Origin of the sequence: Pseudomonas sp. S3E12 (genome assembly GCF_001702295.1) — a bacterium.
In the GTDB taxonomy this organism is placed as follows: Bacteria; Pseudomonadota; Gammaproteobacteria; order Pseudomonadales; family Pseudomonadaceae; genus Aquipseudomonas; species Aquipseudomonas marginalis.
In genome coordinates, this window is record NZ_MBDT01000032.1 from 260971 (window position 1) to 285004 (window position 24034).

Sequence of the window (24034 nt, forward strand, 5' to 3'; positions counted from 1 at the left end):
TGGCCGATGCGCCGTCACGTACCCTTGTTATAGTTCGGGCCTTATCACTCGCCAGCCAGGGATCACTGCCATGTCCGAATACCAAGCTTTCGTCGTCGAACTCACCGACAACGTTGCCCATGTGCAGATCAACCGCCCGGAAAAGATCAACGCGATGAACGCCGCGTTCTGGACCGAGATCATCGACATTTTCCAATGGATCGAAGACACCGATGCCGTACGCGCCGTGGTGCTCAGCGGTGCGGGCAAGCATTTTTCCTCCGGCATCGACCTGATGATGCTGGCGTCGGTGGCCAATGACTTCGGCAAGGATGTGGGCCGCAATGCACGCCTGCTGCGGCGCAAGATCCTCGAACTGCAAGCCTCGTTCAGCGCCGTCGACAACTGCCGCAAGCCGGTACTGGCGGCGATCCAGGGTTACTGCATCGGTGGCGCCATCGACCTGATCAGCGCCTGCGACATGCGCTATGCCGCCGAGGACGCGCAATTCTCGATCAAGGAAATCGACATCGGCATGGCCGCCGATGTCGGCACCCTGCAGCGCCTGCCACGCATCATCGGCGACGGCATGCTGCGTGAGCTGGCCTACACCGGTCGCACGTTCGGCGCCGAGGAAGCGCGCAGCATCGGCCTGGTCAATCGCGTGTATGCCGACCGGGACAGCCTGCTGGTCGGGGTGTTCGAGATCGCCCATGCTATCGCGGCCAAGTCGCCGATTGCAGTCACCGGCACCAAGGCCATGATCAGCTACATGCGTGACCATACGGTCAATGACGGTCTGGAATACGTTGCCACCTGGAACTCGGCTATGTTGCAATCCAACGACCTGCGCGTGGCCATCGCGGCCCATATGAGCAAGCAGAAACCCGAATTCGTGGATTGACTGACATGACCCCAGGCTGGACTACCACAACGCTGCTGGACAACGACGCCCCCGGCGGCTGGGCCGTCGCCCGCAGCCGCGACGGCTTTTTGCATGATGCCAACGGCCCGCTGTTCCCTCGGGAATGGCTCAAGCGCCAGGACCTATCGGTGTTTGCCGAACACGGCATCGGCCACCTCGACGGTGAGCCTGTGTACCTGCTGGAACTCGACTCGGCGGGCGAAGTGCCGGGTTGCAGCTGGCAGGGCCTGCGCGGCTTCATGCTGCAAGGTGATCACACCCTCTACAAAGTGCTGGGCTACGCCGCGCAGATCGGCACCTGGGCGCGGGAGCATCGATTCTGCGGCAGTTGCGGCCAGGCCATGGTCCAGGTGCCACGGGAGCGGGCGATGTATTGCCAGGCCTGCGACCTGCGCAGCTACCCACGGATTTCGCCGAGCATGATCGTGCTGGTGACCCGTGGCGACGAGATCCTGCTGGCGCGCTCGCCGCGGTTTGTCACCGGGGTCTACAGCACCTTGGCCGGCTTTGCCGAGCCGGGCGAGTCGGCCGAGGACTGCCTGATCCGCGAGGTGCGCGAAGAAGTGCAGGTGGAGGTCAGGAACATCCAGTACATGGGCAGCCAGTGCTGGCCGTTCCCCCATTCGATGATGCTGGGCTTCCATGCCGAGTACGCCGGTGGCGACATCGTGCCTCAGGCCGACGAGATCGAGGACGCGCAGTGGTTCAGCATCCACGACCTGCCGCCGCTGCCGGCTTCACGCTCGATTGCGCGCTACCTGATCGACCTCTACCTGGCCCGTCGCCTAGGCCACGCTGAACCAGTGCTGCCAGGCTAGGCGCACGGTCAGGCCAAGAACCACGGTGATAAACACCGGGCGAATGAATTTGGCGCCGCCGCTGATCGCGCTGCGGGCGCCAAAGAATGCGCCACCCATCACCGAAATCCCCATCGCCAGGCCGACAATCCAATCCACCGAGCCGTTGAAGATAAACACCGACAGCGCCGCCGCGTTGCTGACGAAGTTCATGCTGCGCGCCACGCCGCTGGCCTTCACCAGGTCGATGGGGTGCAACAGCAGGGTGCTCACGGTCCAGAACGCCCCGGTACCGGGGCCCGCCACGCCGTCGTAGAAGCCCAGGCCGAAACCCTGGGTACCTTGCCATTTCTTCTTGATCGGCGCGTCGGCGTCCAGCGGTGCCTTGGGCGTGCCACCGAACAGCAAATACACGCCGCAAGCGAATACGATCACCGGCAGCATCTTGTTCAGGGTTTCGGCGGGCAGGTAGTGGGCAACCACCGCACCGGCCAGCGCACCGATCAACGTGCCGACGATGGCATGCACCCACTGGCGCGGGTGGAACAGCTTGCGACGGTAGAAGGTGAAACTGGCCGTGGCCGAACCGAAGGTGGAGCTGAGCTTGTTGGTGCCCAGTACCAGGTGGGGCGGCATCCCGGCGGTGAGCAGCGCCGGGGTGGTAAGCAGGCCGCCGCCACCGGCGATGGCGTCGATAAAACCGGCGATAAAGGCCACGACGGCGAGAATGGCGAGGGTGGTGAGGTCTACGCTGAGTTCGAAAGGCATGGGAGGGCTTATGGTTGGCAGGGCGCTGTGCGAAGGGGCGCCATCTTACCTGCCGAATGTACCCAGGACCAAATGTGGGGGGCATGCCTTCTCCCACATTTGTTTTCGCTATACCCCGGAACGGCATTTCATGCGATCTTCCCGTCATTCGCCCTGGAGTCGCCTGGATGCCCTCATTTATCGCTGATCACCCGATGCTGTGCGCCGTGGCGCTGATCTTTATCGACATCGCCGTGTGGCGCCTGATCTCTGCCGACCTGGCCAATTGGAAGCTGGCTGCGCGACTGGCGATTTTTGCCGTGTTCAGTGCCGTGCTGTTCAACGACGGCATGAACCCCATGCAACTTGCGCCCTATGCCGACAGTACCGCCTTGCACCTGGCCGCCACGGCCCTGCAGATCGGCTGGTGGCTGTTTGCGGCGCGCACGCTGACGGTGTTGCTGGGCGCGGTGATGATGCAGCGGGTGGGCCACACCGGGCGGTTGTTGCAGGACTTGATGGGCGCGGTGATTTTCCTCATCGCGATCATCGCCGCCATGGCCTACGTGCTCGACCTGCCGGTCAAGGGCGTGCTGGCCACCTCAGGCGCGGTGGCGATCATCGTCGGCCTGGCGTTGCAAAGTACCCTCAGCGATGTGTTTTCCGGGATCGTGCTCAACACCACCAAGCCGTATCAGATCGATGACTGGATCTCCATCGACGGTACCGAAGGGCGGGTCACCGACATCGACTGGCGCGCCACGCGCCTGCAAACCTCCCAGGGCAGCCTGGCGGTGATTCCCAACTCCCTGGCGGCCAAGGCCAAGATCATCAACTTTTCGCGCCCGGCGGATATGTTCGGCCTGGCGGTCAGCCTGCAGGTCAGCCCCCATGCACGTCCGCAAACCGTGATCGAGGCGCTGGAGCGTGCGATGCAGGGGTGCCGGCCCCTGTTGGCCACGCCGGCGCCGAGCGTGGCATTCAAGACCTCCGCCAGTGGCGGTGTGGAGTATGAAATCAGCGGCTTCGTGCCGGCCATGGCCCTCAAGCGCGAGGTGCGCAACCAACTCTATGACCTGGCGTTCCGGCACCTGCAAGCGGCGGGCGTGGGCGTGCTGTCCGCCACCGAGAGCAGCGCGCCACCGGCCATGTCCGCCGCGCGGGCGTTGCTGGAGCGTTCATCGATTTTCTCCACCCTGCGCCAGGAAGAGAAAGACACCTTCAGCCAGAACATGACCCTGCACACCTACCGCGCTGGCGAGATGATCCTGCCGGCGGGGGAGGTCAGCGATCATTTGTTTATTGTCGAGTCCGGCGTGGTTTCGGTGATGTTGACCAAGGGCGGCCATGTATTCGAAGCCGGGCGCATGGGGCCGGGAGAAGTGATTGGCGAGGCCGGGATCCTGTCCGACCAGGCTGCGCTGGCGGACTTTTCCGCCAAGACCTTCTGCACGCTGTACCGCATCGAGAATGAATACTTGAAACCGTGCCTGGACGCGCGCCACGACATCGGCGAGGCGATGAAGGCGCTGCTGGATTTCCGCCTGCACGCCGCTCAGGTCCTGACCCAGGAAGCGCCGGTGGTGCCGGTGAAAAAGGGCTTTTTGCAGTGGTTGCGCAAGCGCGGCCTGTGAGAGGCGAGGGCACTGGAAGTGCTGTACTCGATGTCGAATGATCGCCAATGTGGGGGTTCTTGACTGTCTCTGACCACGTGAGGGCTCGACCTTGATTCGACTCACCGACTACATCGCCAACCTTGCTCAATCTCCCCTGGCTCCGTGGGCCGGCTTCGCGCCCTGGGCCCTGGTCGCCCAGGCGCCGGCCGTTGTTCGCCAGATGCTCGCCGAACTGCCGGCCGACGAGTACAGCGTGAAGGACGAAGTCGCCATCCACCGTACCGCCATCGTCGAACCCGGTGCCTTGCTCAAGCCGCCCCTGATCATCGGCGCCCATTGCTTTATCGCCAGCGGCTCGCTGCTGCGCGGTGGTTGCTGGGTGGATGAGCACTGCATCATCGGCCCCGGCGCCGAACTGAAAACCACCTTCATGTTCAGCGGCAGCAAACTGGCTCACTTCAACTTTGTCGGTGATTCAGTGCTGGGCCATGGGGTCAACCTCGAGGCGGGAAGTATCGTCGCCAACTACCGCAACGAGCGGGACGACAAGGAAGTGCTGGTACGGGTTGACGGGGTATTGCAGCGCAGCGGCTGCGACAAGTTTGGCGCGTTGCTGGGGGATCAATGCCGGATCGGCGCTAACGCGGTGCTGGCGCCTGGGGCGCTGTTGGTGCCAGGCAGTGTCGTGGGGCGTGGGCGGGTGTTTGATGCCGAGGCGTCCGTATAAACGCGAAGTTGAAAAGATCATGGTGTCCCGGCACGATATTAAATAGAATGAATCTCATTTGAGACTCAATCGCGCCGTGCAGGTTGTTGCCATGAATGATGCTGTTGTCCCCACGCACGCTCCTGAACTGACGCTATCGAGCTTGTACCGTGACCATCGCAGTTGGCTGGAAAGCTGGCTGCGGCGGCGCCTGGGCAATGCCTGGGATGCGGCCGACCTGAGCCAGGATACGTTCTTGCGGGTGCTTGCCAGTGCGCAGCCGATTGCGCAGATGCAGGAACCCCGGGCGTACCTGGTGACGGTGGGCAAGCGCCTGCTGGTGAATTTTCATCAGCGCCGCAGCCTCGAACAGGCGTATCTGAATGCCCTGGCCACCTTGCCCGACGCCTGTGTGCCGTCGCCCGAGCAGCGCTGGCTGGTGCTGGAAACCCTGCAAGCCCTGGATGAATTGCTCGACGGCTTGCCCGTGCTGGTGCGCCGTGCGTTTCTATGGAGCCAGTTGGAAGGCCTGGGTTACCGCGAGATTGCCGAGCGTCTTGACGTGTCCGAACGTACGGTGAAGCGTTACATGGCCCAGGCCTACGAGCATTGTTTGCTGGTGGAGCTGTGAGCCGCGACGTCGCGCGTGCCGCCGCCCAGTGGCTGGCGCTGCTCGAATCCGGCGCGGCCACCGAGCGCGATCACGCCGCCTTGCAGCACTGGCGCGACAGCCATCCCCAGCATGAACAAACCTGGCAAAGAGCCCAAACCCTGCGCCAGCGTTTCAGCGATTTGCCCCAGGCGCTCGCAATGGCCAGCCTCGACCGCCCGCAACCGGGGCGACGTGCCGTGCTCAAGCGCGCCCTGGGGGTGGCGGCGCTGGTGCCGGCGGCCTGGCTGATCAGCCGCCAGTTGCCCATCGAAGCCTGGCGTGCCGACTTGCACACTGCCACTGGCGAGCGCAAACGAATGCCGTTGGCCGAGGGTGGCAGCCTGCAACTCAATACCGCCACAGCCGTAGACGTGGACCTGGCACAACGGCGCATCACCCTGGTCGACGGTGAGCTGGCGCTGAACGTTCCGGGCACGGCGGCGATGACGGTGCGAACCCGCTACGGCCAATTGCTCGTCAGCCAGGCCGAGGTGTGCGTGCGGCAACTGCCTTCCGGCTGCCTGGTGTCGGTGCTCAAGGGCACGGTGCAGGTGCGTGATTTGCGCGCAAACCTGGCGACATTGCAGGGGGGCCAGCAAGCGCCGTTGAAAGCCGCCGGGCTTGGCACCTCGGTGCCCTTCGATGTGCTGCAATTAGGCTGGCGCGACGGCGTGTTGACCGCACAGAACCAGTTGCTGGGGGATTTTCTGCGCGAGCTGGAACGCTATCGCCCCGGCGTATTGCGCTGGGATCCCAGCCTGGAAACGCTGCGGGTGACCGGCAGTTTTCGCCTGGATGACACCGACCGCATCCTCAACCTGCTGGCCTCGACCCTGGGGTTGGAGGTGCAATCTCGAACCCGTTTCTGGGTGAGCCTGCGCAAGGCGGCGTGATGCGGTTTTGTGGCCAGCCTGCTTGTTGTGGTGAACAGGCTTATTGTGGTGAGTGGGCTTGCTGTGGTGAGCGAGCTTGCTGTGGTGAGCGGGCTTGCCCCGCGCTGGGCTACGCAGCAGCCCCAATCAGGCTCCCTGTGTTCTGTCAGGTAAACCGCAGCGCCTGGTTTTGGGTCTGCTGCGCAGCCCAGCGCGGGGCAAGCCCGCTCACCACAGGTTACGAGTAGTCCTCAGATCACGTGGGCACGTGGAGGTGCACTCTCGAATGGGTTATCGGGTGAGCCTGCGCAAGTTTATTGTGGTGAGCGGGCTTGCTGTGGTGAGCCGGCTTGCCCCGCGCTGGGCTACGCAGCAGCCCCAATCAGGCTCCCTGTGTTCTGTCAGGTAAACCGCAGCGCCTGGTTTTGGGTCTGCTGCGCAGCCCAGCGCGGGGCAAGCCCGCTCGCCACAGGTTACGAGTAGTCCTCAGATCACGTGGGCGCGTGGAGGTGCACTCTCGAATGGGTTATTGGGTGAGCCTGCGCAAGCTTATTGTGGTGAGCGGGCTTGCTGTGGTGAGCGGGCTTGCCCCGCGCTGGGCTCGCCACAGGTTACGAGTAGTCCTCAGATCACGTGGGCACGCTGCAACTCGGTCAAGGCCAGCGCCTTGAGCCGGGCCAGCAGCGGGTCACGCCGATCCCTCGGATGCGGCAGGTCGACCGTCAGCTCCTGGCGAATGCTGCTGGGCCGGTTGTCCATCACCAGTACCCGGTCACTCAGGTACAGCGCTTCGTCCACATCATGGGTCACCAGCAACAGGGCGATGGCGTGGTGCGTAGCCAGTTGCAGCAGCAAGTCCTGGAGCTTCATGCGGGTGAAGGCATCCACCGCACTGAACGGTTCATCCAGCAACAGCACCTGCGGACGTGAATACAGGCCGCGTGCGATCGCCACCCGCTGTGCCATGCCGCCGGACAACGCCTTGGGCAGCGCCTGGGCGAAGCCCTTGAGGCCGACTTCCTCGATCAATTGCGTGACCCAGGCCCTGTCGTAGCGGTTGTCATCGCTGAAACCAATGTTCTGCTCCACCGTGAGCCAGGGCATCAGGCGCGGCTCCTGGAACACGAACGCCACGTCGCCGTCGGGGCTGCGCAGTTCGCCCTGGAAGTCCTTTTCCAACCCGGCGACGATCCGCAGCAGGGTACTTTTGCCACAGCCACTGGGGCCCAGCAGGCTGACCGCTTCGCACGGCTGCAAGGCCAGGCGCACGTCTTTCAACACGGTGGTGCTGGCAAAGCTTTTACGCTCCACCCGAATGTCCAATAACGGCTGCGTACTCATTGTTCCGCTCCTTGGCCGGTGAAGGTGTCGCGCCAGGCCAGGCAGCGTTTCTCCAACGCCGCGAGCAGGCCGTCGCTGACCTTGCCCAGTAGCGCCAATACGATAATGGCCGCCAGCACAATGTCGGGCCGTGAAGTTTCCCGCCCATCGCTGAGCAGGTAACCCAAACCTTTGGTCGCCGCGATCAGTTCGGCCGCCACGAGGAACATCCACGCCAGGCTCAAGCCACTGCGCAACCCGGTAAACAGGCCGGGCAGGGCCGCGGGCAGCAGAATCCGGCGCACCAGGCGGCGGCGACTGAAACCGTACATTTGCCCGACTTCCACCAGCTTGCGATCAATATCGCGAATCGCCGCGACGCCATTGAGGTACACCGGGAAAAACGCGCCAATGGCGATCAGCACAATCTTCGAGGTTTCATCGATGCCCAGCCAAAGCAGCAGCAAGGGCACCCAGGCCAGGCTCGGGATCGAACGCAGGCCGGCGAAGGTCGGCTCCAGATAGGCTTCGGCTTCACGGCTCAAACCGACCCAGGCGGCGAACACCAGGGCCAGGCCGGCGCCGATGGCGAAGCCCAGCAGCACCCGTGCGAGGCTGGCGCTGATGTGCTTCCACAAGGCGCCCTCGGCCAGGTCGGTGAGGGTCACGGCGATCTCGCTGGGCGCCGGCATCTGGTAGGACGGCAGCCAGCCCACCCGCACGACCCCTTCCAGGATCACCAGGATCAGCACCGGCAAGGCCAAGCCTTTGAACCGTCGTGGCCAGGCGCTGCGCTGGCTGACCGCGGGGACCGGAAGGGGCAATGCCTGGCTTTTGCTGGTCATCACGCGCCCCTTATTGCTTCGACAGGGTTTGGCCGAACGAAGGGTCGATCAGTTGATCGATCACTTGGTCCACATTCACCCCACGACGCACCAATTCCTCGGACACCAGGATCGGCGCCGCCGCCTTCGACGACTGCACATCCTTGGCGCTCAACAACGGCGCGCTCAGATCGGTGCGCGACAACTGCAGCTTGGCTACTTCCAGCGGCAGGCCGGATTCATCCGCCAGCAACCTGGCGAATTCATCGGGGTGCTTCACCGCCCAATCCCGGGCTTTTTCATACGCCCCGAGCACCTTGGTGATGGTCTGTGGGTGCGCCTTGGCGAACTGCTCGGTGACGCTCACCACGCCGTAGCTGTTGAAATCCTTGTTGCGGTACAACAGCCGCGAACCGGCCTGGATTTCGCTCGCGGCCATGTGCGGGTCGAGGCCGGCCCAGGCATCCACGTCACCTTTTTCCAGGGCGGTGCGGCCGTCCGGGTGTTGCAGGTGCACCAGTTCCACGTCGTCTTTTTTCAGCCCGGCCTGTTGCAGGCTGCGCAGGGTGAACAGGTACGGGTCGGTGCCTTTGGTCGCGGCGATTTTCTTGCCCTTCAGGTCGCTGACGCTGTTGAGCGGCGAGTCCTTGCGCACCACCAGGGCGGTCCACTCGGCGCGGCTGTAGACGTACACCGATTTGATCGGGCTGCCATTGGCGCGGCTCAACACGGCGGACAAGCTGGCGGACGAAGCGAAATCCACGCCGCCGCTGTTGAGGTATTCCAGGGAACGGTTGCTGCCCTGGCTGAGTACCCAGCCGACCTTGCTGTGGGGCAGGGCCTGTTCCAGCCAGCCGAAGTGCTTGAGCACCAGGCTGACCGGCGAGTAGTAGGCGTAGTCGAGGTTGACTTCGGCGGGATCGGTTTCGGCGGCATAGGCATGCGCCTGCAGGCTCAGGATGAGGGCGCAGGTGCCGAGTAGACGCTGGGTGAAGGGGTTCATGGAACAGCTCCGGACAAGGCGTTGAGAGAAGGCTTTTCTTATATTCAGAAGGATGATTTTTAATGTCTCATCATGCTTTAAAGGAATATGCAGTCTCTATGCCAAGGTCACCGCTACCCCGCGTAGATATCGTCTTAACCGTAAATATCGCCTTATCCAAATCCGCAGCTGCTACGGGGGGAGCAAATTGTTGATCGGCTGTTGGTGAGGCAACAGTGCGCATATGTTTTTATGGAATAAATAAAGAGTTATATATTCCTTTTAATGTTCTACGCGATAGCGCACTTTGAAGGCCTGCGCATTCGTGCGGATTGACCCAACAGCCAAAAGGAAAGCCGACATGACCATTAAAGCGATCAACGTGCGCAACCAGTTCAAGGGCGTGATCAAGGAAATCCTGCTGGGGGAGGTGGTGTCCGAAATTGACGTGCAAACCGCGTCCGGCATCGTCACCTCGGTGATCACCACCCGCTCGGTGCGTGACCTGGAATTGAAGGTGGGCAGCGAAGTGATTGCCTTCGTGAAGTCCACCGAAGTGTCCATCGCCAAGCTGTGAAGCCCACCGGATGTGGGAGCGCCGCTCCCCCATCCATAAAGCCTGCCTCAGCGCTGCTGCAGCGCACGCTCCATACGTTGCAGACCCTCTTCCAGCAAAGCCCGTGGGCAGCCGAAGTTCAGGCGTACGAACTGTTGGCTGTCGTCACCGAATTCGATCCCCGCACTCAGCCCGACCTTGGCCTGCTCCAGGAAGAACTGCTGTGGGTCGTCCAGGCCCAGGGCGCTGCAGTCCAGCCAGGCGAGGAAGGTGCCTTGCGGCGCATGCATCACCACGCCGGGCAAGCGGGTTTGCACGGCGTCGAGCAGGTAATCGCGGTTGGCTTGCAGGTAGTGCTTCAGCGCGTCGAGCCATTCACCGCACTGGCTGTAGGCGGCGCGGGTGGCTTCCAGGCCCAGGGGGCTGACGCTGTCGACCATGCCGCAGCGGGCCTGGTTGAAGCGCTCGCGGATCTCGGCGTTCTGGATCACCGCAAAGCAGGTCTTCAAACCGGCTACGTTGTAGGCCTTGCTCGCCGACATCAGTGTGATGGTGCGCTGGGCAATCTCCGGGCTGAGGCTGGCGGTGGGGATGTGGCGGCGGCCGTCGAAGCACAGTTCGGCGTGGATTTCGTCGCTGATGATCAGCGCGCCGTTTTCCAGGCAGGCAGTGGCCAGGGCCAGCAGTTCTTCACGGGGGAAGACCTTGCCGATGGGGTTGTGCGGGTTGCTCAGCAGCAGTGCGCCGGCGCCGGTCAGGGCCTCGCGCAGGGCGGGCATTGGCGTGATGTATTCAGCGTTGTTCAATTCGAACGGTACTTCGATACGCGGCAGGTTCCAGTGGCCGGGCGCCAGGCGAATCGGCCGGTAGTTGGGGGTTTGCAGCACCACCGGCTGGCCCGGTTGGACGAAGGCGTGCAGCGCCATATTGAAGCCAGGCTCAACGCCGGGCAGGAACAGCAGGTCGTCGGGCTGCACGCGCCAGGCGTACTTGGCCCACAGGTCGGCCACGATGGCCTCGCGTACATCCGGGCCGGCCACGCTGTAGCCGAGAATCTGCTGGTCGAGGCGCGCGTGCAGGGCCTGCAGCACGGCGGGCGGCGCGGCGATGTCCATGTCGGCGATCCACATCGGCAACACATCGGCCGGGTAGCGGTTCCACTTGGTGCTGCCGGTGCCGAGGCGGGGGTGGATCGTATCGAAATCAAAGCTCATGAAGGGGCTCGTGTCAGGGAGGGCAGGCGGGAATGGCGATGATTCTAACGGGATAAAATCCAGATGCCAGCCCCGTCTTTACAGGCCCTGGCTGCCCCGAATCAAGTCATACGCCTTGCGCGCAATGGGGTTCGCCGTATTCGGCCGAATCCACAGGTAATACGTGACCTCCGGCAACCTCGGCAACCCATCCGTTTCGCCCAGCACGCGCATGTCCGGGCCGAGCATTTCCATGCTGCGCGGCGTCACCCCCAGGCCCGCGCGAGTGGCCGCTTTAATCCCGATCAGGTTCGACGCCAGGTACGCCTGGCGCCAGGGAATATTCGCCCGCTCCAGTGCTTCCAGTGCGTAACGCCGGTAGATGCTCGGCTCATCCACCAGGATCAGCGGCAGCGGTTCGCTCGGCTGGTGGATGTACTGCGCCGAACAGATCCACCACACTGGCGACGTACGCAGTGCAAAGCCTTCCAGGTTCGGGTCGGCGCGAGTGGAGATCACCATGTCCACCTTGCCCCGGTGCAGGTCGTCCATCAGGAACGGACTGCGGCCCACGTCGATCTCCAGGCGCAGGCGCGGCGCCGAGCGGGCGATATGACTGAGGATCGGCGGCAGGATGGTGTCGGCAATATCGTGGGGCGAGCCGATGCGCAGCACACCGCTCAGGCTGCTCTCGCGCAGGGAATTCAATGCATCGTCATTCAGCGCCAGCATCTGCCGCGCATGACGCAGCAGTTGCAGGCCGGGCTCGGTCAGTTGTTTTTGCCGGCCGCGCTTCTCGAACAGGCTGACCCCCACTTGCTGCTCCAGGCGCTGCATATGCTGGGTCACGGACGACTGGGTGCGCGCCAGGTGCGTGCCGGCTTCGGCGAAACTGTGGTGGTCGACCACGGCGATAAAGGTGCGCAGGAGTTCAAGGTCGAGGGTCGACATGGCCATTTCCAGGGGCGGTTTTATATCAAGGACGTGAAGTTAAACATTACAGATATTTATGCTTTTCTGAAGAATATTTTTGCGTGATCCAATAAATAAAGGGTTATGCCAAAAACGAAGGCGGGGCAGACACGGCAAGTTATAACGATATGAGATATTTGCATTTCCGTTGCCCGCGCACTCTCCCTAGCATGCCCCTCCATCAGGTCGGGGTACGCCGATCATTCGCCAGGGGGAAGTCCAATGATGTTGAAGAAATGGTTGCCGGTGGCCCTGGGGTCGATGATCGCCCTGGGCGGCAGTGTGGCGGCGCAGGCCGATGCGACCCTGGACAAGATCGAGCAGCGCCATGTGCTGGTGGTGGGCGTGTTGTTGTCCGGCGGGCCGTTTGGCAGCATCGATCCGGCGACGCAACAGCCCAAGGGCTTGAACGTCGACCTGGCCAATGAGCTGGGCCGTCAACTCAAGGCCGAGGTGCAGCTGGTGCCGGTATTGCCGGCCAATCGCGTGCAGTTCCTGCAACAGGGCAAGGTCGACCTGCTCATCGCCAATATGGAATGGACCGCCGAACGCGGTGAAATCCTTGGCTTCGTGCCGACGCCGTTCTACCGCGTCGGCGGTGCGGCTGCGGTGCTCAAAGACAGCAAGCTCACCCGCTGGGAAGACCTCAAGGACCAGCCCGTGTGCACCTCCCAGGGCAGCAGCTACGTCAAGCCGCTGACCGAGTTCGGCGCGCAGCTCAAGGCGTTCAAGAGTTCGTCCGAATCGCTGCTGGCCCTGCGGGGCAACAACTGCGTCGCGGCGGTGCACGACTCTACCCTGATCAACCCATTGATCAACGACAGTGCCGAATGGAAGGACTACCGCGTCCTTGGTCCGGAGCTCAACCCGGCACCGTCGGTGATCTGGACCCGTCGCGGCGAGAATGACACCCAGGCCAGGCTCGATCCGATCGTCAAGGAACTGCACCGCAGCGGCTGGCTGATCGAGGCCCAGACCCGCAACCGCATCAGCCCGGCATCGCCGGCCCTGGTGGAGTTGCAGAAACAGTTCAAGGGCGCCTGAGCATGAACCTGAAAACCTTCACCGCACTCGGCCTGGCCCTGTGCGCGGGCTTCGCCCACGCCGACGCCACCCTCGACAAGGTCCAGCAACGCCACGTCATCAGCGTCGGCGTGATCCTCAGCGGCCCGCCGTTCGGCACCATTGATCCCAAGACCGGCGAACACCTGGGCTACAACGTCGAGCTGGCCAAAGGCATCGGCCAGGCGCTGGGTGTCGAGACCCAGACTGTCTCGGTGCTGGCGCCCAACCGCGTGCAGTTCCTGCAACAGGGCAAGGTCGACATCCTGATCGCCAATATGCAGTTCACCGAAGAGCGCGCCGAAATCCTCGACTACGTGCCCACGCCCTATGAAGAAGTCGGCGGCGCTGCGTTGATTCGCAAAGGCGCCGGCATCCAGCAGTGGGCCGACCTCAAGGGCAAGCCGGTGTGCGTGTCCCAGGGCAGCAACTTCATCAAGCCTTTGCAGGAGACCTACGGCGCGCAGATCAAGGCGTTCCGCAGCCAATCCGAATCGCTGCTCTCGCTGCGTGGCAATGGTTGCGTGGCCGCCGTACATGTCAGCCCGACCATGCATGCGCTGCTCAGCGATGCCGAGTGGGCCGGTTATGAAATCCCGTTGCCTGGCGATTTGATCCCGTCGAAATCGGTGATCTGGATTCGCAAGGGCGAGCACGACACCCAGGCCAGACTCGATGCCATCGTGAAGGGCTGGCATAAAAGCGGCTTCCTGATCGCCCTCGGCGAGCGCACCGGCATGGCCCCGTCCCAGGCCTTGCGCGACCTGCATGAGCAGTTCAGCCATGAGTGATGCGCTGTTCGCCACCTTGCAACAACTGCTCGGCGCGGCCCATGTACAAACCAGTGATGAGGCGGCGCACCGCCTCACCGATAAACAGGGCCGTTATAGCGGGCGGGTGGTAGCGGCGGTGCACCCAGGGAATACCGAAGAAGTTGCCGCGGTGGTGCGTGCCTGTGTGGCGTTGAAAGCGCCCATCGTGGTGCAGGGCGGCAACACCGGCCTGATGGCCGGCGCGACGCCGGATGCCAGCGGGCGCTCGGTGTTGCTGTTGCTCGACCGCATGAACCGTGTGCGCAATGTCGATACCGACAATGACACCCTCACGGTAGAAGCCGGCTGCATCCTGCAAAACATCCAGGACCTGGCCCGCGAGGCCGGTCGTCTGTTTCCGTTGAGCCTGGGCGCCGAAGGCAGTTGCACCCTCGGCGGCAACCTCGGTACCAATGCCGGCGGTACCGCCGTGCTGCGCTATGGCAACACCCGTGAGCTGACCCTGGGCCTGGAGGTCGTCACCGCCGAAGGCGAGATATGGGATGGCCTGCGCGGTTTGCGCAAGGACAATACCGGCTACGACCTGCGCGACCTGTACATCGGCAGCGAAGGCACCCTGGGCATTATTACTGCCGCCACCTTGAAGCTGTTCCCGCTGCCCAAGGCCCAGGCCACCGCATTGTTGGCCTTTGATGAGCTGGCCCAGGCGGTGGCGTTCCTGTCCCACGCCCGTGCCGGTTTTGGCGCCAATCTCACCGCTTTCGAATTGCTCAGCGCCGATTGCCTGGCCTTGCTGCGCGACCAGTTCCCTGACGGTCCCCAGCCGTTCAGCAGCGCGCGCCAACCCTGGTTTGCCTTGATCGAACTCTCGGATAACCATGGCGAAGGCCATGCCCGCGAGGCCTTTGAGCGCGTGCTCGGAGAAGCCTTCGAACACGCATTGATCGCCGACGCCCTGATCGCCGAGAGCCTGGCGCAAAGCGACGCCTTGTGGCTGCTGCGCGAGAACATGAGCGAGGCGCAGAAGCGTGCCGGGGGCAACATGAAGCACGACATCTCGGTGCCGATTTCTCAGGTGGTGGCCTTCGTTGCCCACACCGATGCAGTGCTCCAGGAACATTTCCCCGGCGTGCGCAACTTCACCTTCGGCCATCTGGGCGACGGCAACCTGCATTATAACGTGGCCCATCCGCTGGATTCGACGGTGGAAGCGCATATGGCCCATTACGCGCAATTGAGCGCGCTGGTGCATGACAGCGCCCACGCCCACGGCGGTTCGATCAGCGCCGAGCATGGCATCGGCCAGCGCAAGGTTGGCCTGCTCGGCCGCTATAAAAGCCCGGTGGAGCTGGACCTGATGCGCCGCATCAAGCAGGCGCTGGATCCGCACAACCTGCTCAACCCCGGCAAAGTCCTTGAGGTTCAGCCATGACCGTACGCCTGTCCCGGCGTGTGCAGCGAGTGTCGCTGTCCGCCAACGCCGCGGCCAAATCCCGCGCGACTGAATTGCGCGATGCCGGTCGCGACATCCTTGACCTCACCACCGGCGAGCCGGATTTCGACACGCCCGAGCACATCAAGCAGGCCGCCTGCGCAGCCATCGCTGCCGGCGCGACCAAATACACACCGACGCCGGGCGTTAAGGCCTTGCGCGTCGCGGTGCAGCGCAAGCTGGCCGAAGAAAACCAACTCGACTACCCGCTGGCGTCCATCGTGATCGCCAATGGCGCCAAGCAGATTATCTTCAATGCCTTCGCCGCTACCCTGGATGACGGTGATGAAGTGCTGGTGCCGACGCCGTACTGGCCGTCTTTCCCGGACAGCGTGCGTTTCAATGGCGGCGAACCGGTGTTTATCGAATGCGGCCTGGAGCAGGGCTGCAAGCTGCTGCCCGCGCAATTGGAGCAGCACATCGGCGCACGCACACGCTGGCTGATCCTCAATGGCCCCGGCAACCCCAGTGGCGCGGTGTACAGCGAAGCCGAGCTGCAGGCGCTGGCCGAGGTGCTGCGGCGTCATTCCCACGTATTGATCCTGCTGGACGAGCTGTATGAACACATCCGCTTCGATGGTCGCCCGGCGCAGAGCCTGTTGAATGTCGCGCCGGATTTGCAGGCGCGCTGCCTGCTGGTGGGCGGCGTGTCCAAGACCTATGCCATGACCGGCTGGCGCATCGGCTTTGGGGCGGGGCCGAAAACCCTCACCGACGCCATGGCGGTGGTGCAATCCCAATCCACTTCCGGCGCCTCATCGGTGGGGCAGGCCGCAGCGTTGGCGGCGTATACCGGCGGGTTGGACTTCCTCGCGGAGCAGGTCGCAGCCTATCAATTGCGCCGCGACATGCTGGTCGAGGCGCTGAAAAACATCGATGGACTGGACGTACTCGAGCCCCAAGGCGGCTTCTTCGTCTTCGTGCGTTGCGCCGGGCTGGTGGGGCGTTCTCGTCCGGACGGCCAGCGCATCGACAACGATGCCGATGTGGTGGCCTGGCTGCTGGGGGAAGGCGTGGCCGGCGTGGCGGGCAGTGCCTATGGCCTGTCGCCGTGGTTCCGCCTGTCCATCGCCACCGCGACCGACAGCGTTGCCGAAGCCGGGCGGCGTATCGCGACAGCCTGCGGAAAATTGCAATGATGGAGCTTTTCGTCGATTGGACCGCGCGTATCGGCCTGAACTACACCTTCCTGCTCGACGCCTATCAGCGCGGCAGCCTGGTCCAGGGCGCGCTGACCACCGGGCTGCTGTGCCTGTTCACCATCCTCGGCAGCCTGCTGGCGGGGATCACACTGGCGGCGATGCTGACTTCAGGCAACCCGTGGCTGGCCAAGCCGGCGCGGGTGTTTGTGGAGGTCACGCGCAACACGCCGACGCTGGTGCAGCTGTACTGCGCGTTCCTGGTGTTGAACATGCTGCTGACCCAGGCGGTCGGCGCGGCCAACCCGCTGACGCCGTTCGCCTGGGTGGTGATCGTGATTTCCCTGCACAAGGGCGCGTTCCATGCCGAGGCCTTGCGCGCCGGCATCGAAGCGGTGCCCGCCGTCACGCTGGAGGCCGCCAGCTCCCTGGCCTTCAGTCGCCGCCAGTTGCTGTGGAATGTGCAGTTGCCCCTGGCGCTGCGCTTCGCCTTGCCGTCGCTGATCAATAACTTGATCGACCTGGTGAAGATGACCGCCGTGGCGTCCGCGATTGCGGTGGGCGACATCACCTACGCGGCGATCATGATCTGGACCCAGAGTGACAACGTGCTGGAGCTGATGCTCCTGATCCTGGGTTTTTTCGGCCTGCTGAGTTTTATCGTCAATTGTGTGGGGCGCTGGCTTGAAGCGCGCCTGAGGATGCCCGGCTATGGCCATTGATTCATTTCCCGTGCTGTCGGCGTTGTGGCAGTGGTCGCCGGCGCTGGTGGCCGGTTTTGGCCAGAACATTCTGATCAGCCTGCTGGCGATCGGCATGGGTTCGGTGCTGGGCCTGTTGATCGGTGCATTGGCATTGTCGCCCCTGAGCTTTGTGGCGCGGCTGTGGGTGCAGGTGTTTCGTAATGCGCCGTGGCTGGTGCTGATCTATTTCACCACCTATGTGTTCCCGTTCGAGATCCGGATCGGCAGCAGCTACGTGTCGTTCCCCGATTGGATCAAGGTCACCCTCGGCCTGGCCTTGCCGGCCAGCGCCAATGTCGCGGAAATCTTCCGGGGCGCCATCGGCTCGATCCCCAGCACCCAATGGGAGGCCGCGCGGTCCCTGGCATTCACCCGTGGCCAGCTGTTTCGCTCGATCATCCTGCCGCAGTGCTTCAAGCGCATGTTGCCGCCGTGGATGAACCTCTACGCGGTGGTCACCATGGGCACCGCGCTGGCCTCGCTGGTGGGTGTGCATGATGTGATCGACACCGCGCAGATCGCCAGCAACACCGTGAACATGACCGGCTTTACCGTGGTGATCTACCTGAGCCTGCTGGTGCTGTTCTTTGCCTACTGCTACCCGATTTCCCGCCTGACCCAACACCTGGAGCGCCGTTATGCCTTCTACTGAACCCTTGGTGAGCCTGCGGGATGTGCACCTGTCGTTCGGCCCCAACCCGGTGCTCAAGGGCATCGACCTCGACGTGCTGCGCGGCCAGGCCGTGTCGATCATCGGCCCGTCGGGCTCGGGCAAGTCGACGATCCTGCGCTGCATCACCGGGCTGTTGCAGCCCCAGCGCGGCAGCATTCGCGTGGACCAGACCCAGGTCGACAGCCTGGTCCAGGAAGCCCAGCGCATCGAGCTGCGCAAGCGCGTCGGCTTTGTGTTCCAGCAATACAACCTGTTCCCGCACTTGTCGGTGCTGGAAAACCTGGTGATCGCCCCGCGCAAGGTGCTCGGTCGCAGCCGTGCTGATGCGGAAAAAGACGCGCGGGCGCTGCTGGCCAAGGTGCGCATGGAGCACAAGGCCGATGCGTACCCCGGCCAGTTATCCGGCGGCCAGCAGCAGCGCGTGGCGATTGCTCGCGCCCTGGCGATGCGCCCGGAGCTGATCCTGTTTGACGAAGTGACCTCGGCGCTCGACCCGGAAACCGTCGGCGAAGTGCTGACGGTGATCCGCGAGTTGACCGAAGAGGGCATGACCTGCGTGCTGGTCACCCATGAAATGCGCTTCGCCGAAGAGATCAGCGACGTCGTGTACTTCACCGAAAACGGCGTGATTGTCGAGCATGGCAGCGCCACGCAGATCTTCCAGAACCCGGGCAACGAACGCACCCAGACGTTTCTGCGCCATGCCTTGGGCGATTCGGGGCGCCGTGGCCCCATCCACCATGACCCGTACCTGTTGACCCATTTGAGCCGTTACAGCCTGTCAGTCTGATAAGAGGAAAACCGTGATGAGCAACGCAAACCGTGCCGCCGTGATCGAGGCGTTTTTGCAGCAGATCCGCGTTATCAACCAGCGCGGCGTAGACCGTGCGGCCCTGGTGGACATCGTCGGCCTGCTGGAACAATTGGCCGAGCGCCGCGACCTGTTCAACTTCGAGGCATTCCCCGCACCTGTGCCAGGGCAGGGCAGCACCGCATTCCGCTATCGCCTGAACGACGACGGCGATACGCCGACCCTGTACCTCAACTCGCTGTTGCCGGGCAAAAGCACGCTCCCGCACAACCATGAGACCTGGGCGATCATCAGCGCGGTGGAAGGCCAGGAGATCAACTACGTCTATGCACGCAATGACGAAGGTCGCGAGCCGGGCTTCACCACCCTGAGCCTTGAGAAGGAAGTGATCGTGCAGCCGGGCACGTCGATCTCGTTCCTCGGTGAAGACCTGCATGGCATCAAGGTTGAAGGTGAGCAGGCAACGTTGCATTTCCACCTGTATGGCTTGCCGCTGGAATCCCTCAATGGCCGCTACGGCGTGGACGCGGACGGCCGTATCCTCAACTACAACGCCTCGCAGATGGCGCCGTCGATCAAGGCTTATGCCTGAAGCGTTGCAGCCACTTTTCTCTTAATTGTTGGGACTTCCATGAGCCAGACCATCACCCCACGTCAACTGCAGCAATGGCTGTTCGACGGGCAGGAAATCGCCGTGTTCGACGTGCGCGAACACGGGCAATACGGCGAAGCCCACCTGTTCCATGGGGTGAACCTGCCCTATAGCCGCCTGGAGCTGGAGGCACGCCGCCTGGCGCCCAACCCGCAGGTGCGGCTGGTGATCTATGACCAGGATGGCGGCGAGGTGGCGGCGCTGGTTGCCGCGCGTTTGCAGGCGCTGGGCTACCGCCGCGTGCATGTGCTGGAGGGCGGTGCCGAGGGTTGGCAGGCGGCGGGGTTGCAGCTGTTTGCCGGTGTGCATGTGCCGTCCAAGGCCTTTGGTGAGTTAGTGGAGGAGGCCAGTCATACGCCCCATGTCACTGCGCGCCAGCTGGCGGATTGGCAGGTGCGCGGCGAGCCGCTGGTGGTGCTGGACGGGCGACCGTTCGATGAATACCGCAAGATGACCATCCCCGGTTCCATCTGCTGCCCCAACGGTGAGTTGGGCTATCGCGTGCATGATCTGGTGCCGGATGACAGCACGCCCATCGTGGTCAATTGCGCCGGACGCACCCGCAGCATTATCGGCGCCCAGACCCTGATCAACCTGGGCTTGAAAAACCCCATCTATGCTCTGGAAAACGGTACCCAGGGCTGGTACCTGGAGGATTTCCAGCTGGAACATGGCAGTACGCGGCGCTATGCCGATCAGGTCAGCACTGACCTGGCTCGGCAGCGCCTGGCTGCGCGGCAATTGGCCGAGCGGGCAGGGGTGGTGACGGTATCGGCGGATCAGGTTCGACAATGGGCGGATGACGCGCAACGCAGCCTGTTCCTGTGTGATGTGCGCACCGCTGAAGAGTTTGCCCTTGGTTCGTTGCCAGGCGCGCAACATACACCGGGCGGGCAGTTGATCCAGGCCACCGACCTGTATATCGGCGTGCGCCAGGCGCGCATCGTGCTGGTGGACAGCGATGGCGTGCGTGCGCCGATTGTCGCCAGTTGGCTGCGTCAACTCGGGCACCAAGCCTATGTGCTGAGCGGCGGTATCGACAGCGGCCTGGTATTGCCGGTGTTGCCTCCAGTGGCGTATCAGCCGTTGCCGCTGATCAGCGCCCAGGCCCTGGCGCTGGAATTGAGCGATGTGAACCTGATCGACCTGCGCCCGAGCATGGCCTACCGCAAGGGCCATATTGCCGGTTCCCGCTGGTCGATTCGTGCGCGGCTCAAGACCGACCATCGTCCCTTGGTGCTGGTGGCGGATGACCCGGCATTGGCGGCCTTTGCTGCCGAAGGCCTGTCGGCCCGGTTGCTCGACGGTGGCTTCGCCGCCTGGGTCTCGGCCGGCCTGCCGGTCAACCAAGACCCGCAGACACCGCCCGACGCCGAGTGTATCGACTTCCTGTTTTTCACCCACGACCGTCACAGCGGCAACAAGGACGCCGCGCGCCAGTACCTGGCCTGGGAAATCGGCCTGCTCGCACAAATGAGCGAAGCGGAAATCGCCAGCCTCAAGCCGCTGGTACCTGTGTCGCGGGTGCGCACGCGCTTGATCCATGCCGCGCGTACCGAAAAAGGTCATGGCGGCCGCGCCGTCAACGTACCCGTCACGCGCTTGAGCACCGTGCTGTTCGACAACCTGGCGCAGATGCGCGACGCCCGTGCCCGCCGCGACGGCGAGCGGGTGCTGACCTACGGCGCGCGTGGCAACCCGACCTCCCATGCGCTGGAAGACCTGGTCACCGAGCTGGAGGGTGGCTTTCGCACGCGGCTCTACGGCACGGGCCTGGCGGCAGCGGCCCAGGTGTTCCTGGCCTACCTGCGCCCCGGCGATCATGTGTTGATCACCGACGCGGTGTACTCCCCGGTGCGCAAGCTGGCACGGGAGTTCCTCCAGCCGTTCGGCATCGAGGTCAGCTACTTCGCGCCCGATGGCAAGGGGCTGGAAGCGCAACTGCAAGCCAATACCCGGCTGGTCTACGCCGAAGTACCGGGCTCACTGTTGTATGAGCTGTGCGATCTGCCGGCGATTGCCGCGTTGTGCAAGCCACGCGACATCCTGCTCGCCGTCGACAACACCTGGGGCTCGGGCTACCTGTACCGACCGCTGGCGTTGGGCGCGGATATTTCGATCATGGCCCTGACCAAGTACCTTGGCGGTCACAGCGACGTGATGATGGGCAGTGTGTGCACCACGCAGGCGGCCTGGCCGACGCTGGGCAGGATGAGCGACACCTTGGGCAACGCGGTGAGTGCCGACGACGCCTACCTGATCCTGCGCGGCGCCCGCACCCTGGCCTCGCGCCTGGATGTGCACGAACGCCAGGCCGTGGACATCGCCCTGTGGTTGCAGGCGCAACCGCAGGTTAAGCGCGTGTTCCACCCGGCCTTGCCCGGGCATCCGGGGCATGGGTTGTGGCGTCGGGACTTCACCGGCAGCAATGGCTTGGTGTCGTTTGAACTGGTGAATGCCGAGGCCGCTTACGTCGAGCGGTTTATCGACGGCTTGCAGCTGTTTGGCCTGGGCTCTTCGTGGGGCGGCTATGAAAGCCTGGTCATCGTGGCCGACACCCGCGACCGCGACAGTGCGGCCGACCGGGGGTTGAACCCGGTGGTGCGCCTGCATATCGGTCTGGAAGATGTGGCCGCGCTGATCGAGGATCTGCAACGCGGCTTTGCACGTGCCGTTCTGTGACCGACAGGTTCTGTAATAAAAACGCCATTGCGCTGGGGATTAAATTCGGGACGGGCTATTTTGGTGCATCTCAATAACTAGAGTAGCCATGGATGAAATACCAACCCTTCAGCCGCACCTTAATTGCCACCGCCCTGGTGTTGACCGTCAGCGGCGTACAGGCCGCTTCCCAGGCCCCGGTGGCCGGTGAAAATGGCATGGTGGTGACCGCCCAGCATTTGGCCACGCATGTCGGCGTGGATGTACTCAAGGCCGGCGGCAACGCGGTGGATGCGGCGGTGGCGGTCGGCTATGCGCTGGCGGTGGTGTACCCGGCGGCGGGTAACCTGGGCGGCGGTGGGTTCATGACCGTGCAACTGGCGGATGGGCGCAAGACCTTCCTCGACTTCCGCGAAAAAGCCCCGTTGGCGGCCACCGCCGATATGTACCTGGACAAGGCCGGCAATGTGGTCGAAGGCTTGAGTGCCAAGGGACACCTGGCGGTCGGTGTGCCTGGCACCGTGTCCGGCATGGAGCTGGCCCTGAGCAAGTACGGCACCCTCAAGCGCGCCCAGGTGATTGCCCCCGCGATCAAGCTGGCGGAAAACGGCTTTGCCCTGGAGCAGGGCGATATCGACCTGCTGCACACCGCCACCGGCGAGTTCGAAAAAGACAAGGATATGCGCGGGATTTTCCTGCACAACGGCCAGCCGCTGCAGGTCGGCCAGAAGCTGGTGCAGAAAGACCTGGCCAGGACCCTCAAGGAAATCTCCGCCAAGGGCAGCGACGGTTTCTATAAGGGTTGGGTCGCCAAGGCCCTGGTGGATTCCAGCCAGGCCGGCAAGGGCATCATCACCCAGGCCGACCTCGACACGTACAAGACCCGCGAACTGGCGCCCATCGAGTGCGACTACCGCGGCTACCACGTGGTCTCGGCACCGCCGCCAAGCTCGGGCGGCGTGGTGATCTGCCAGATCATGAACATCCTCGAAGGCTACCCGATGGCCGACCTCGGCTATCACTCGGCCCAGGGCCTGCACTACCAGATCGAAGCCATGCGCCACGCCTACGTGGACCGTAACAGCTACCTGGGCGATCCGGATTTCGTGAAGAACCCGATCGAGCATCTGCTGGACAAGAACTACGCGGCCAAACTGCGTGACGCCATCGAGCCGCACAAGGCCGGGGATTCCCAGGCGATCAAGCCGGGTGTGTCACCGCACGAAGGCAACAACACCACGCACTACTCGATCGTCGACAAATGGGGCAACGCGGTCTCGGTCACGTACACCCTCAACGACTGGTTCGGTGCGGGCGTGATGGCGAGCAAGACCGGGGTGATCCTCAACGATGAAATGGACGACTTCACCGTCAAGGTCGGGGTGCCGAACATGTACGGCCTGGTCCAGGGTGAAGCCAACGCCATCGCACCGGGCAAGGCGCCGCTGTCGTCGATGAGCCCGACCATCGTGACCAAGGACGGCAAGGCCGTGATGGTCGTAGGTACGCCAGGTGGCAGCCGCATCATTACCGCGACCCTGCTGACCATCCTGAATGTCATCGACTACAAGATGAATATCCAGGAAGCCGTGGACGCGCCGCGTTTCCACCAGCAATGGATGCCGGAAACCACCAACCTGGAGACCTTCGCGGTCAGCCCGGACACCCAGAAGATTCTGGAAAGCTGGGGCCACAAGTTTGCCGGGCCGCAGGACGCCAACCACTTGGCGGCGATCCTGGTGGGCGCACCGTCCCTGGATGGCAAGCCGGTGGGCAACAACCGCTTCTATGGCGCGAATGACCCGCGGCGTAATACCGGCCTGTCGCTGGGCTACTAACCCCCCCTAAAACCAAACACCGCGTCCTGTCTGGCAGGCTGCGGTGTTT

At 63.4% G+C, this 24034-nt stretch carries 23 protein-coding genes; 17 read left to right on the forward strand and 6 right to left on the reverse strand.

Going from position 1 to position 24034, the window contains the following annotated elements; all coding sequences use genetic code 11:
- Positions 1 to 70 precede the first annotated feature (70 nt).
- Both BB029_RS25600 and nudC read left to right on the forward strand, forming a co-directional pair.
- A complete protein-coding gene (locus BB029_RS25600; RefSeq protein ID WP_065941297.1) occupies positions 71 to 883 on the forward strand; it encodes a crotonase/enoyl-CoA hydratase family protein in 813 nt (270 codons plus the stop codon).
- Between the two features lie 5 nt (positions 884 to 888).
- On the forward strand, positions 889 to 1722 hold the full coding sequence (gene nudC / locus BB029_RS25605; protein ID WP_065941298.1) for an NAD(+) diphosphatase: 834 nt from the start codon (positions 889 to 891) through the stop codon (positions 1720 to 1722).
- Here nudC and BB029_RS25610 read toward each other — a convergent pair.
- A complete protein-coding gene (locus BB029_RS25610) occupies positions 1690 to 2469 on the reverse strand; it encodes a TSUP family transporter (protein WP_065941299.1) in 780 nt (259 codons plus the stop codon). The two genes, nudC and BB029_RS25610, sit on opposite strands and share 33 nt — an antisense overlap.
- A 167-nt stretch (positions 2470 to 2636) precedes the next feature.
- Here BB029_RS25610 and BB029_RS25615 point away from each other — a divergent pair, with 167 nt between their 5' ends.
- The 4 genes from BB029_RS25615 to BB029_RS25630 all read left to right on the forward strand — a co-directional run bounded on the left by BB029_RS25615 (position 2637) and on the right by BB029_RS25630 (position 6315).
- A complete protein-coding gene (locus BB029_RS25615) occupies positions 2637 to 4082 on the forward strand; it encodes a mechanosensitive ion channel family protein (RefSeq protein ID WP_065941300.1) in 1446 nt (481 codons plus the stop codon).
- 91 nt (positions 4083 to 4173) lie between these two features.
- Positions 4174 to 4791, forward strand: coding sequence for an LpxA family transferase (locus BB029_RS25620; protein WP_065941301.1), 618 nt, complete (start codon positions 4174 to 4176; stop codon positions 4789 to 4791).
- Between the two features lie 91 nt (positions 4792 to 4882).
- Positions 4883 to 5401 carry a sigma-70 family RNA polymerase sigma factor gene (locus BB029_RS25625; RefSeq protein WP_065941302.1) on the forward strand — a complete coding sequence of 173 codons (519 nt, stop codon included), beginning with the start codon at positions 4883 to 4885 and terminating at the stop codon, positions 5399 to 5401.
- A complete protein-coding gene (locus tag BB029_RS25630; RefSeq protein ID WP_065941303.1) occupies positions 5398 to 6315 on the forward strand; it encodes a DUF4880 domain-containing protein in 918 nt (305 codons plus the stop codon). The genes BB029_RS25625 and BB029_RS25630 overlap by 4 nt, the downstream gene beginning before the upstream one ends.
- Before the next feature lie 603 nt (positions 6316 to 6918).
- Here BB029_RS25630 and BB029_RS25635 read toward each other — a convergent pair.
- The 3 genes from BB029_RS25635 to BB029_RS25645 are packed head-to-tail and all read right to left on the reverse strand — an operon-like array spanning position 6919 to position 9441.
- Entirely contained in the window at positions 6919 to 7635 is a 717-nt protein-coding gene (locus tag BB029_RS25635; protein ID WP_065941304.1) for an ABC transporter ATP-binding protein, read from the reverse strand.
- Entirely contained in the window at positions 7632 to 8459 is an 828-nt protein-coding gene (locus BB029_RS25640) for an ABC transporter permease (RefSeq protein WP_065941305.1), read from the reverse strand. The genes BB029_RS25635 and BB029_RS25640 overlap by 4 nt, the downstream gene beginning before the upstream one ends.
- A 10-nt stretch (positions 8460 to 8469) precedes the next feature.
- Positions 8470 to 9441, reverse strand: a complete 972-nt coding sequence (locus tag BB029_RS25645) for an aliphatic sulfonate ABC transporter substrate-binding protein (RefSeq protein ID WP_065941306.1) — start codon at positions 9439 to 9441, stop codon at positions 8470 to 8472.
- A gap of 340 nt (positions 9442 to 9781) precedes the next feature.
- Between BB029_RS25645 and BB029_RS25650 the strand changes: the two genes are divergently transcribed.
- Complete coding sequence (locus BB029_RS25650) at positions 9782 to 9997, forward strand: molybdopterin-binding protein (protein WP_003173733.1); 216 nt, start codon at positions 9782 to 9784, stop codon at positions 9995 to 9997.
- Positions 9998 to 10044: 47 nt separating this feature from the next.
- Here BB029_RS25650 and BB029_RS25655 read toward each other — a convergent pair whose 3' ends face one another.
- Both BB029_RS25655 and BB029_RS25660 read right to left on the reverse strand, forming a co-directional pair.
- Complete coding sequence (locus tag BB029_RS25655) at positions 10045 to 11190, reverse strand: MalY/PatB family protein (RefSeq protein WP_065941307.1); 1146 nt, start codon at positions 11188 to 11190, stop codon at positions 10045 to 10047.
- 78 nt (positions 11191 to 11268) lie between these two features.
- Positions 11269 to 12120: a LysR substrate-binding domain-containing protein gene (locus tag BB029_RS25660; protein ID WP_370671275.1), complete on the reverse strand. Its 852-nt coding sequence runs from the start codon at positions 12118 to 12120 to the stop codon at positions 11269 to 11271.
- A 243-nt stretch (positions 12121 to 12363) separates the two neighbouring features.
- Between BB029_RS25660 and BB029_RS25665 the strand changes: the two genes are divergently transcribed.
- From BB029_RS25665 to ggt, 10 genes are all read left to right on the forward strand, one after another.
- Entirely contained in the window at positions 12364 to 13185 is an 822-nt protein-coding gene (locus BB029_RS25665; RefSeq protein WP_065941308.1) for a transporter substrate-binding domain-containing protein, read from the forward strand.
- 2 nt (positions 13186 to 13187) lie between these two features.
- Positions 13188 to 13994 carry a transporter substrate-binding domain-containing protein gene (locus tag BB029_RS25670; RefSeq protein WP_065941309.1) on the forward strand — a complete coding sequence of 269 codons (807 nt, stop codon included), beginning with the start codon at positions 13188 to 13190 and terminating at the stop codon, positions 13992 to 13994.
- A complete protein-coding gene (locus BB029_RS25675) occupies positions 13987 to 15408 on the forward strand; it encodes an FAD-binding oxidoreductase (protein WP_065941310.1) in 1422 nt (473 codons plus the stop codon). Before BB029_RS25670 ends, BB029_RS25675 begins: the two co-directional genes overlap by 8 nt.
- Positions 15405 to 16607, forward strand: coding sequence for an aminotransferase class I/II-fold pyridoxal phosphate-dependent enzyme (locus BB029_RS25680; protein ID WP_065941311.1), 1203 nt, complete (start codon positions 15405 to 15407; stop codon positions 16605 to 16607). Before BB029_RS25675 ends, BB029_RS25680 begins: the two co-directional genes overlap by 4 nt.
- Positions 16604 to 17329: an amino acid ABC transporter permease gene (locus BB029_RS25685; RefSeq protein ID WP_065941312.1), complete on the forward strand. Its 726-nt coding sequence runs from the start codon at positions 16604 to 16606 to the stop codon at positions 17327 to 17329. Before BB029_RS25680 ends, BB029_RS25685 begins: the two co-directional genes overlap by 4 nt.
- Positions 17319 to 18002 carry an amino acid ABC transporter permease gene (locus BB029_RS25690; RefSeq protein WP_065941313.1) on the forward strand — a complete coding sequence of 228 codons (684 nt, stop codon included), beginning with the start codon at positions 17319 to 17321 and terminating at the stop codon, positions 18000 to 18002. Before BB029_RS25685 ends, BB029_RS25690 begins: the two co-directional genes overlap by 11 nt.
- Positions 17989 to 18813, forward strand: coding sequence for an amino acid ABC transporter ATP-binding protein (locus BB029_RS25695; protein ID WP_065941314.1), 825 nt, complete (start codon positions 17989 to 17991; stop codon positions 18811 to 18813). Before BB029_RS25690 ends, BB029_RS25695 begins: the two co-directional genes overlap by 14 nt.
- A gap of 16 nt (positions 18814 to 18829) precedes the next feature.
- On the forward strand, positions 18830 to 19426 hold the full coding sequence (locus BB029_RS25700) for a cysteine dioxygenase (protein ID WP_065941315.1): 597 nt from the start codon (positions 18830 to 18832) through the stop codon (positions 19424 to 19426).
- Positions 19427 to 19465: 39 nt separating this feature from the next.
- Positions 19466 to 22168, forward strand: coding sequence for a cystathionine beta-lyase (gene metC / locus BB029_RS25705; RefSeq protein ID WP_065941316.1), 2703 nt, complete (start codon positions 19466 to 19468; stop codon positions 22166 to 22168).
- Between the two features lie 92 nt (positions 22169 to 22260).
- Complete coding sequence (ggt, locus tag BB029_RS25710) at positions 22261 to 23985, forward strand: gamma-glutamyltransferase (protein WP_065941317.1); 1725 nt, start codon at positions 22261 to 22263, stop codon at positions 23983 to 23985.
- The last annotated feature ends 49 nt before the right edge of the window (positions 23986 to 24034 follow it).

Excerpts from the sequence above, each read along its gene's own strand:
- BB029_RS25645 (WP_065941306.1), bottom strand. The coding sequence starts at position 9,441 with ATGAACCCCTTCACCCAGCGTCTACTCGGCACCTGCGCCCTCATCCTG.
- BB029_RS25700 (WP_065941315.1), top strand. The coding sequence starts at position 18,830 with ATGAGCAACGCAAACCGTGCCGCCGTGATCGAGGCGTTTTTGCAGCAG.
- metC (WP_065941316.1), top strand. The coding sequence starts at position 19,466 with ATGAGCCAGACCATCACCCCACGTCAACTGCAGCAATGGCTGTTCGAC.
- BB029_RS25650 (WP_003173733.1), top strand. The coding sequence starts at position 9,782 with ATGACCATTAAAGCGATCAACGTGCGCAACCAGTTCAAGGGCGTGATC.
- BB029_RS25685 (WP_065941312.1), top strand. The coding sequence starts at position 16,604 with ATGATGGAGCTTTTCGTCGATTGGACCGCGCGTATCGGCCTGAACTAC.
- BB029_RS25695 (WP_065941314.1), top strand. The coding sequence starts at position 17,989 with ATGCCTTCTACTGAACCCTTGGTGAGCCTGCGGGATGTGCACCTGTCG.
- BB029_RS25615 (WP_065941300.1), top strand. The coding sequence starts at position 2,637 with ATGCCCTCATTTATCGCTGATCACCCGATGCTGTGCGCCGTGGCGCTG.
- BB029_RS25640 (WP_065941305.1), bottom strand. The coding sequence starts at position 8,459 with ATGACCAGCAAAAGCCAGGCATTGCCCCTTCCGGTCCCCGCGGTCAGC.
- nudC (WP_065941298.1), top strand. The coding sequence starts at position 889 with ATGACCCCAGGCTGGACTACCACAACGCTGCTGGACAACGACGCCCCC.
- ggt (WP_065941317.1), top strand. The coding sequence starts at position 22,261 with ATGAAATACCAACCCTTCAGCCGCACCTTAATTGCCACCGCCCTGGTG.
- BB029_RS25655 (WP_065941307.1), bottom strand. The coding sequence starts at position 11,190 with ATGAGCTTTGATTTCGATACGATCCACCCCCGCCTCGGCACCGGCAGC.
- BB029_RS25600 (WP_065941297.1), top strand. The coding sequence starts at position 71 with ATGTCCGAATACCAAGCTTTCGTCGTCGAACTCACCGACAACGTTGCC.
- BB029_RS25625 (WP_065941302.1), top strand. The coding sequence starts at position 4,883 with ATGAATGATGCTGTTGTCCCCACGCACGCTCCTGAACTGACGCTATCG.
- BB029_RS25675 (WP_065941310.1), top strand. The coding sequence starts at position 13,987 with ATGAGTGATGCGCTGTTCGCCACCTTGCAACAACTGCTCGGCGCGGCC.
- BB029_RS25680 (WP_065941311.1), top strand. The coding sequence starts at position 15,405 with ATGACCGTACGCCTGTCCCGGCGTGTGCAGCGAGTGTCGCTGTCCGCC.
- BB029_RS25610 (WP_065941299.1), bottom strand. The coding sequence starts at position 2,469 with ATGCCTTTCGAACTCAGCGTAGACCTCACCACCCTCGCCATTCTCGCC.
- BB029_RS25690 (WP_065941313.1), top strand. The coding sequence starts at position 17,319 with ATGGCCATTGATTCATTTCCCGTGCTGTCGGCGTTGTGGCAGTGGTCG.
- BB029_RS25660 (WP_370671275.1), bottom strand. The coding sequence starts at position 12,120 with ATGTCGACCCTCGACCTTGAACTCCTGCGCACCTTTATCGCCGTGGTC.
- BB029_RS25670 (WP_065941309.1), top strand. The coding sequence starts at position 13,188 with ATGAACCTGAAAACCTTCACCGCACTCGGCCTGGCCCTGTGCGCGGGC.
- BB029_RS25665 (WP_065941308.1), top strand. The coding sequence starts at position 12,364 with ATGATGTTGAAGAAATGGTTGCCGGTGGCCCTGGGGTCGATGATCGCC.
- BB029_RS25635 (WP_065941304.1), bottom strand. The coding sequence starts at position 7,635 with ATGAGTACGCAGCCGTTATTGGACATTCGGGTGGAGCGTAAAAGCTTT.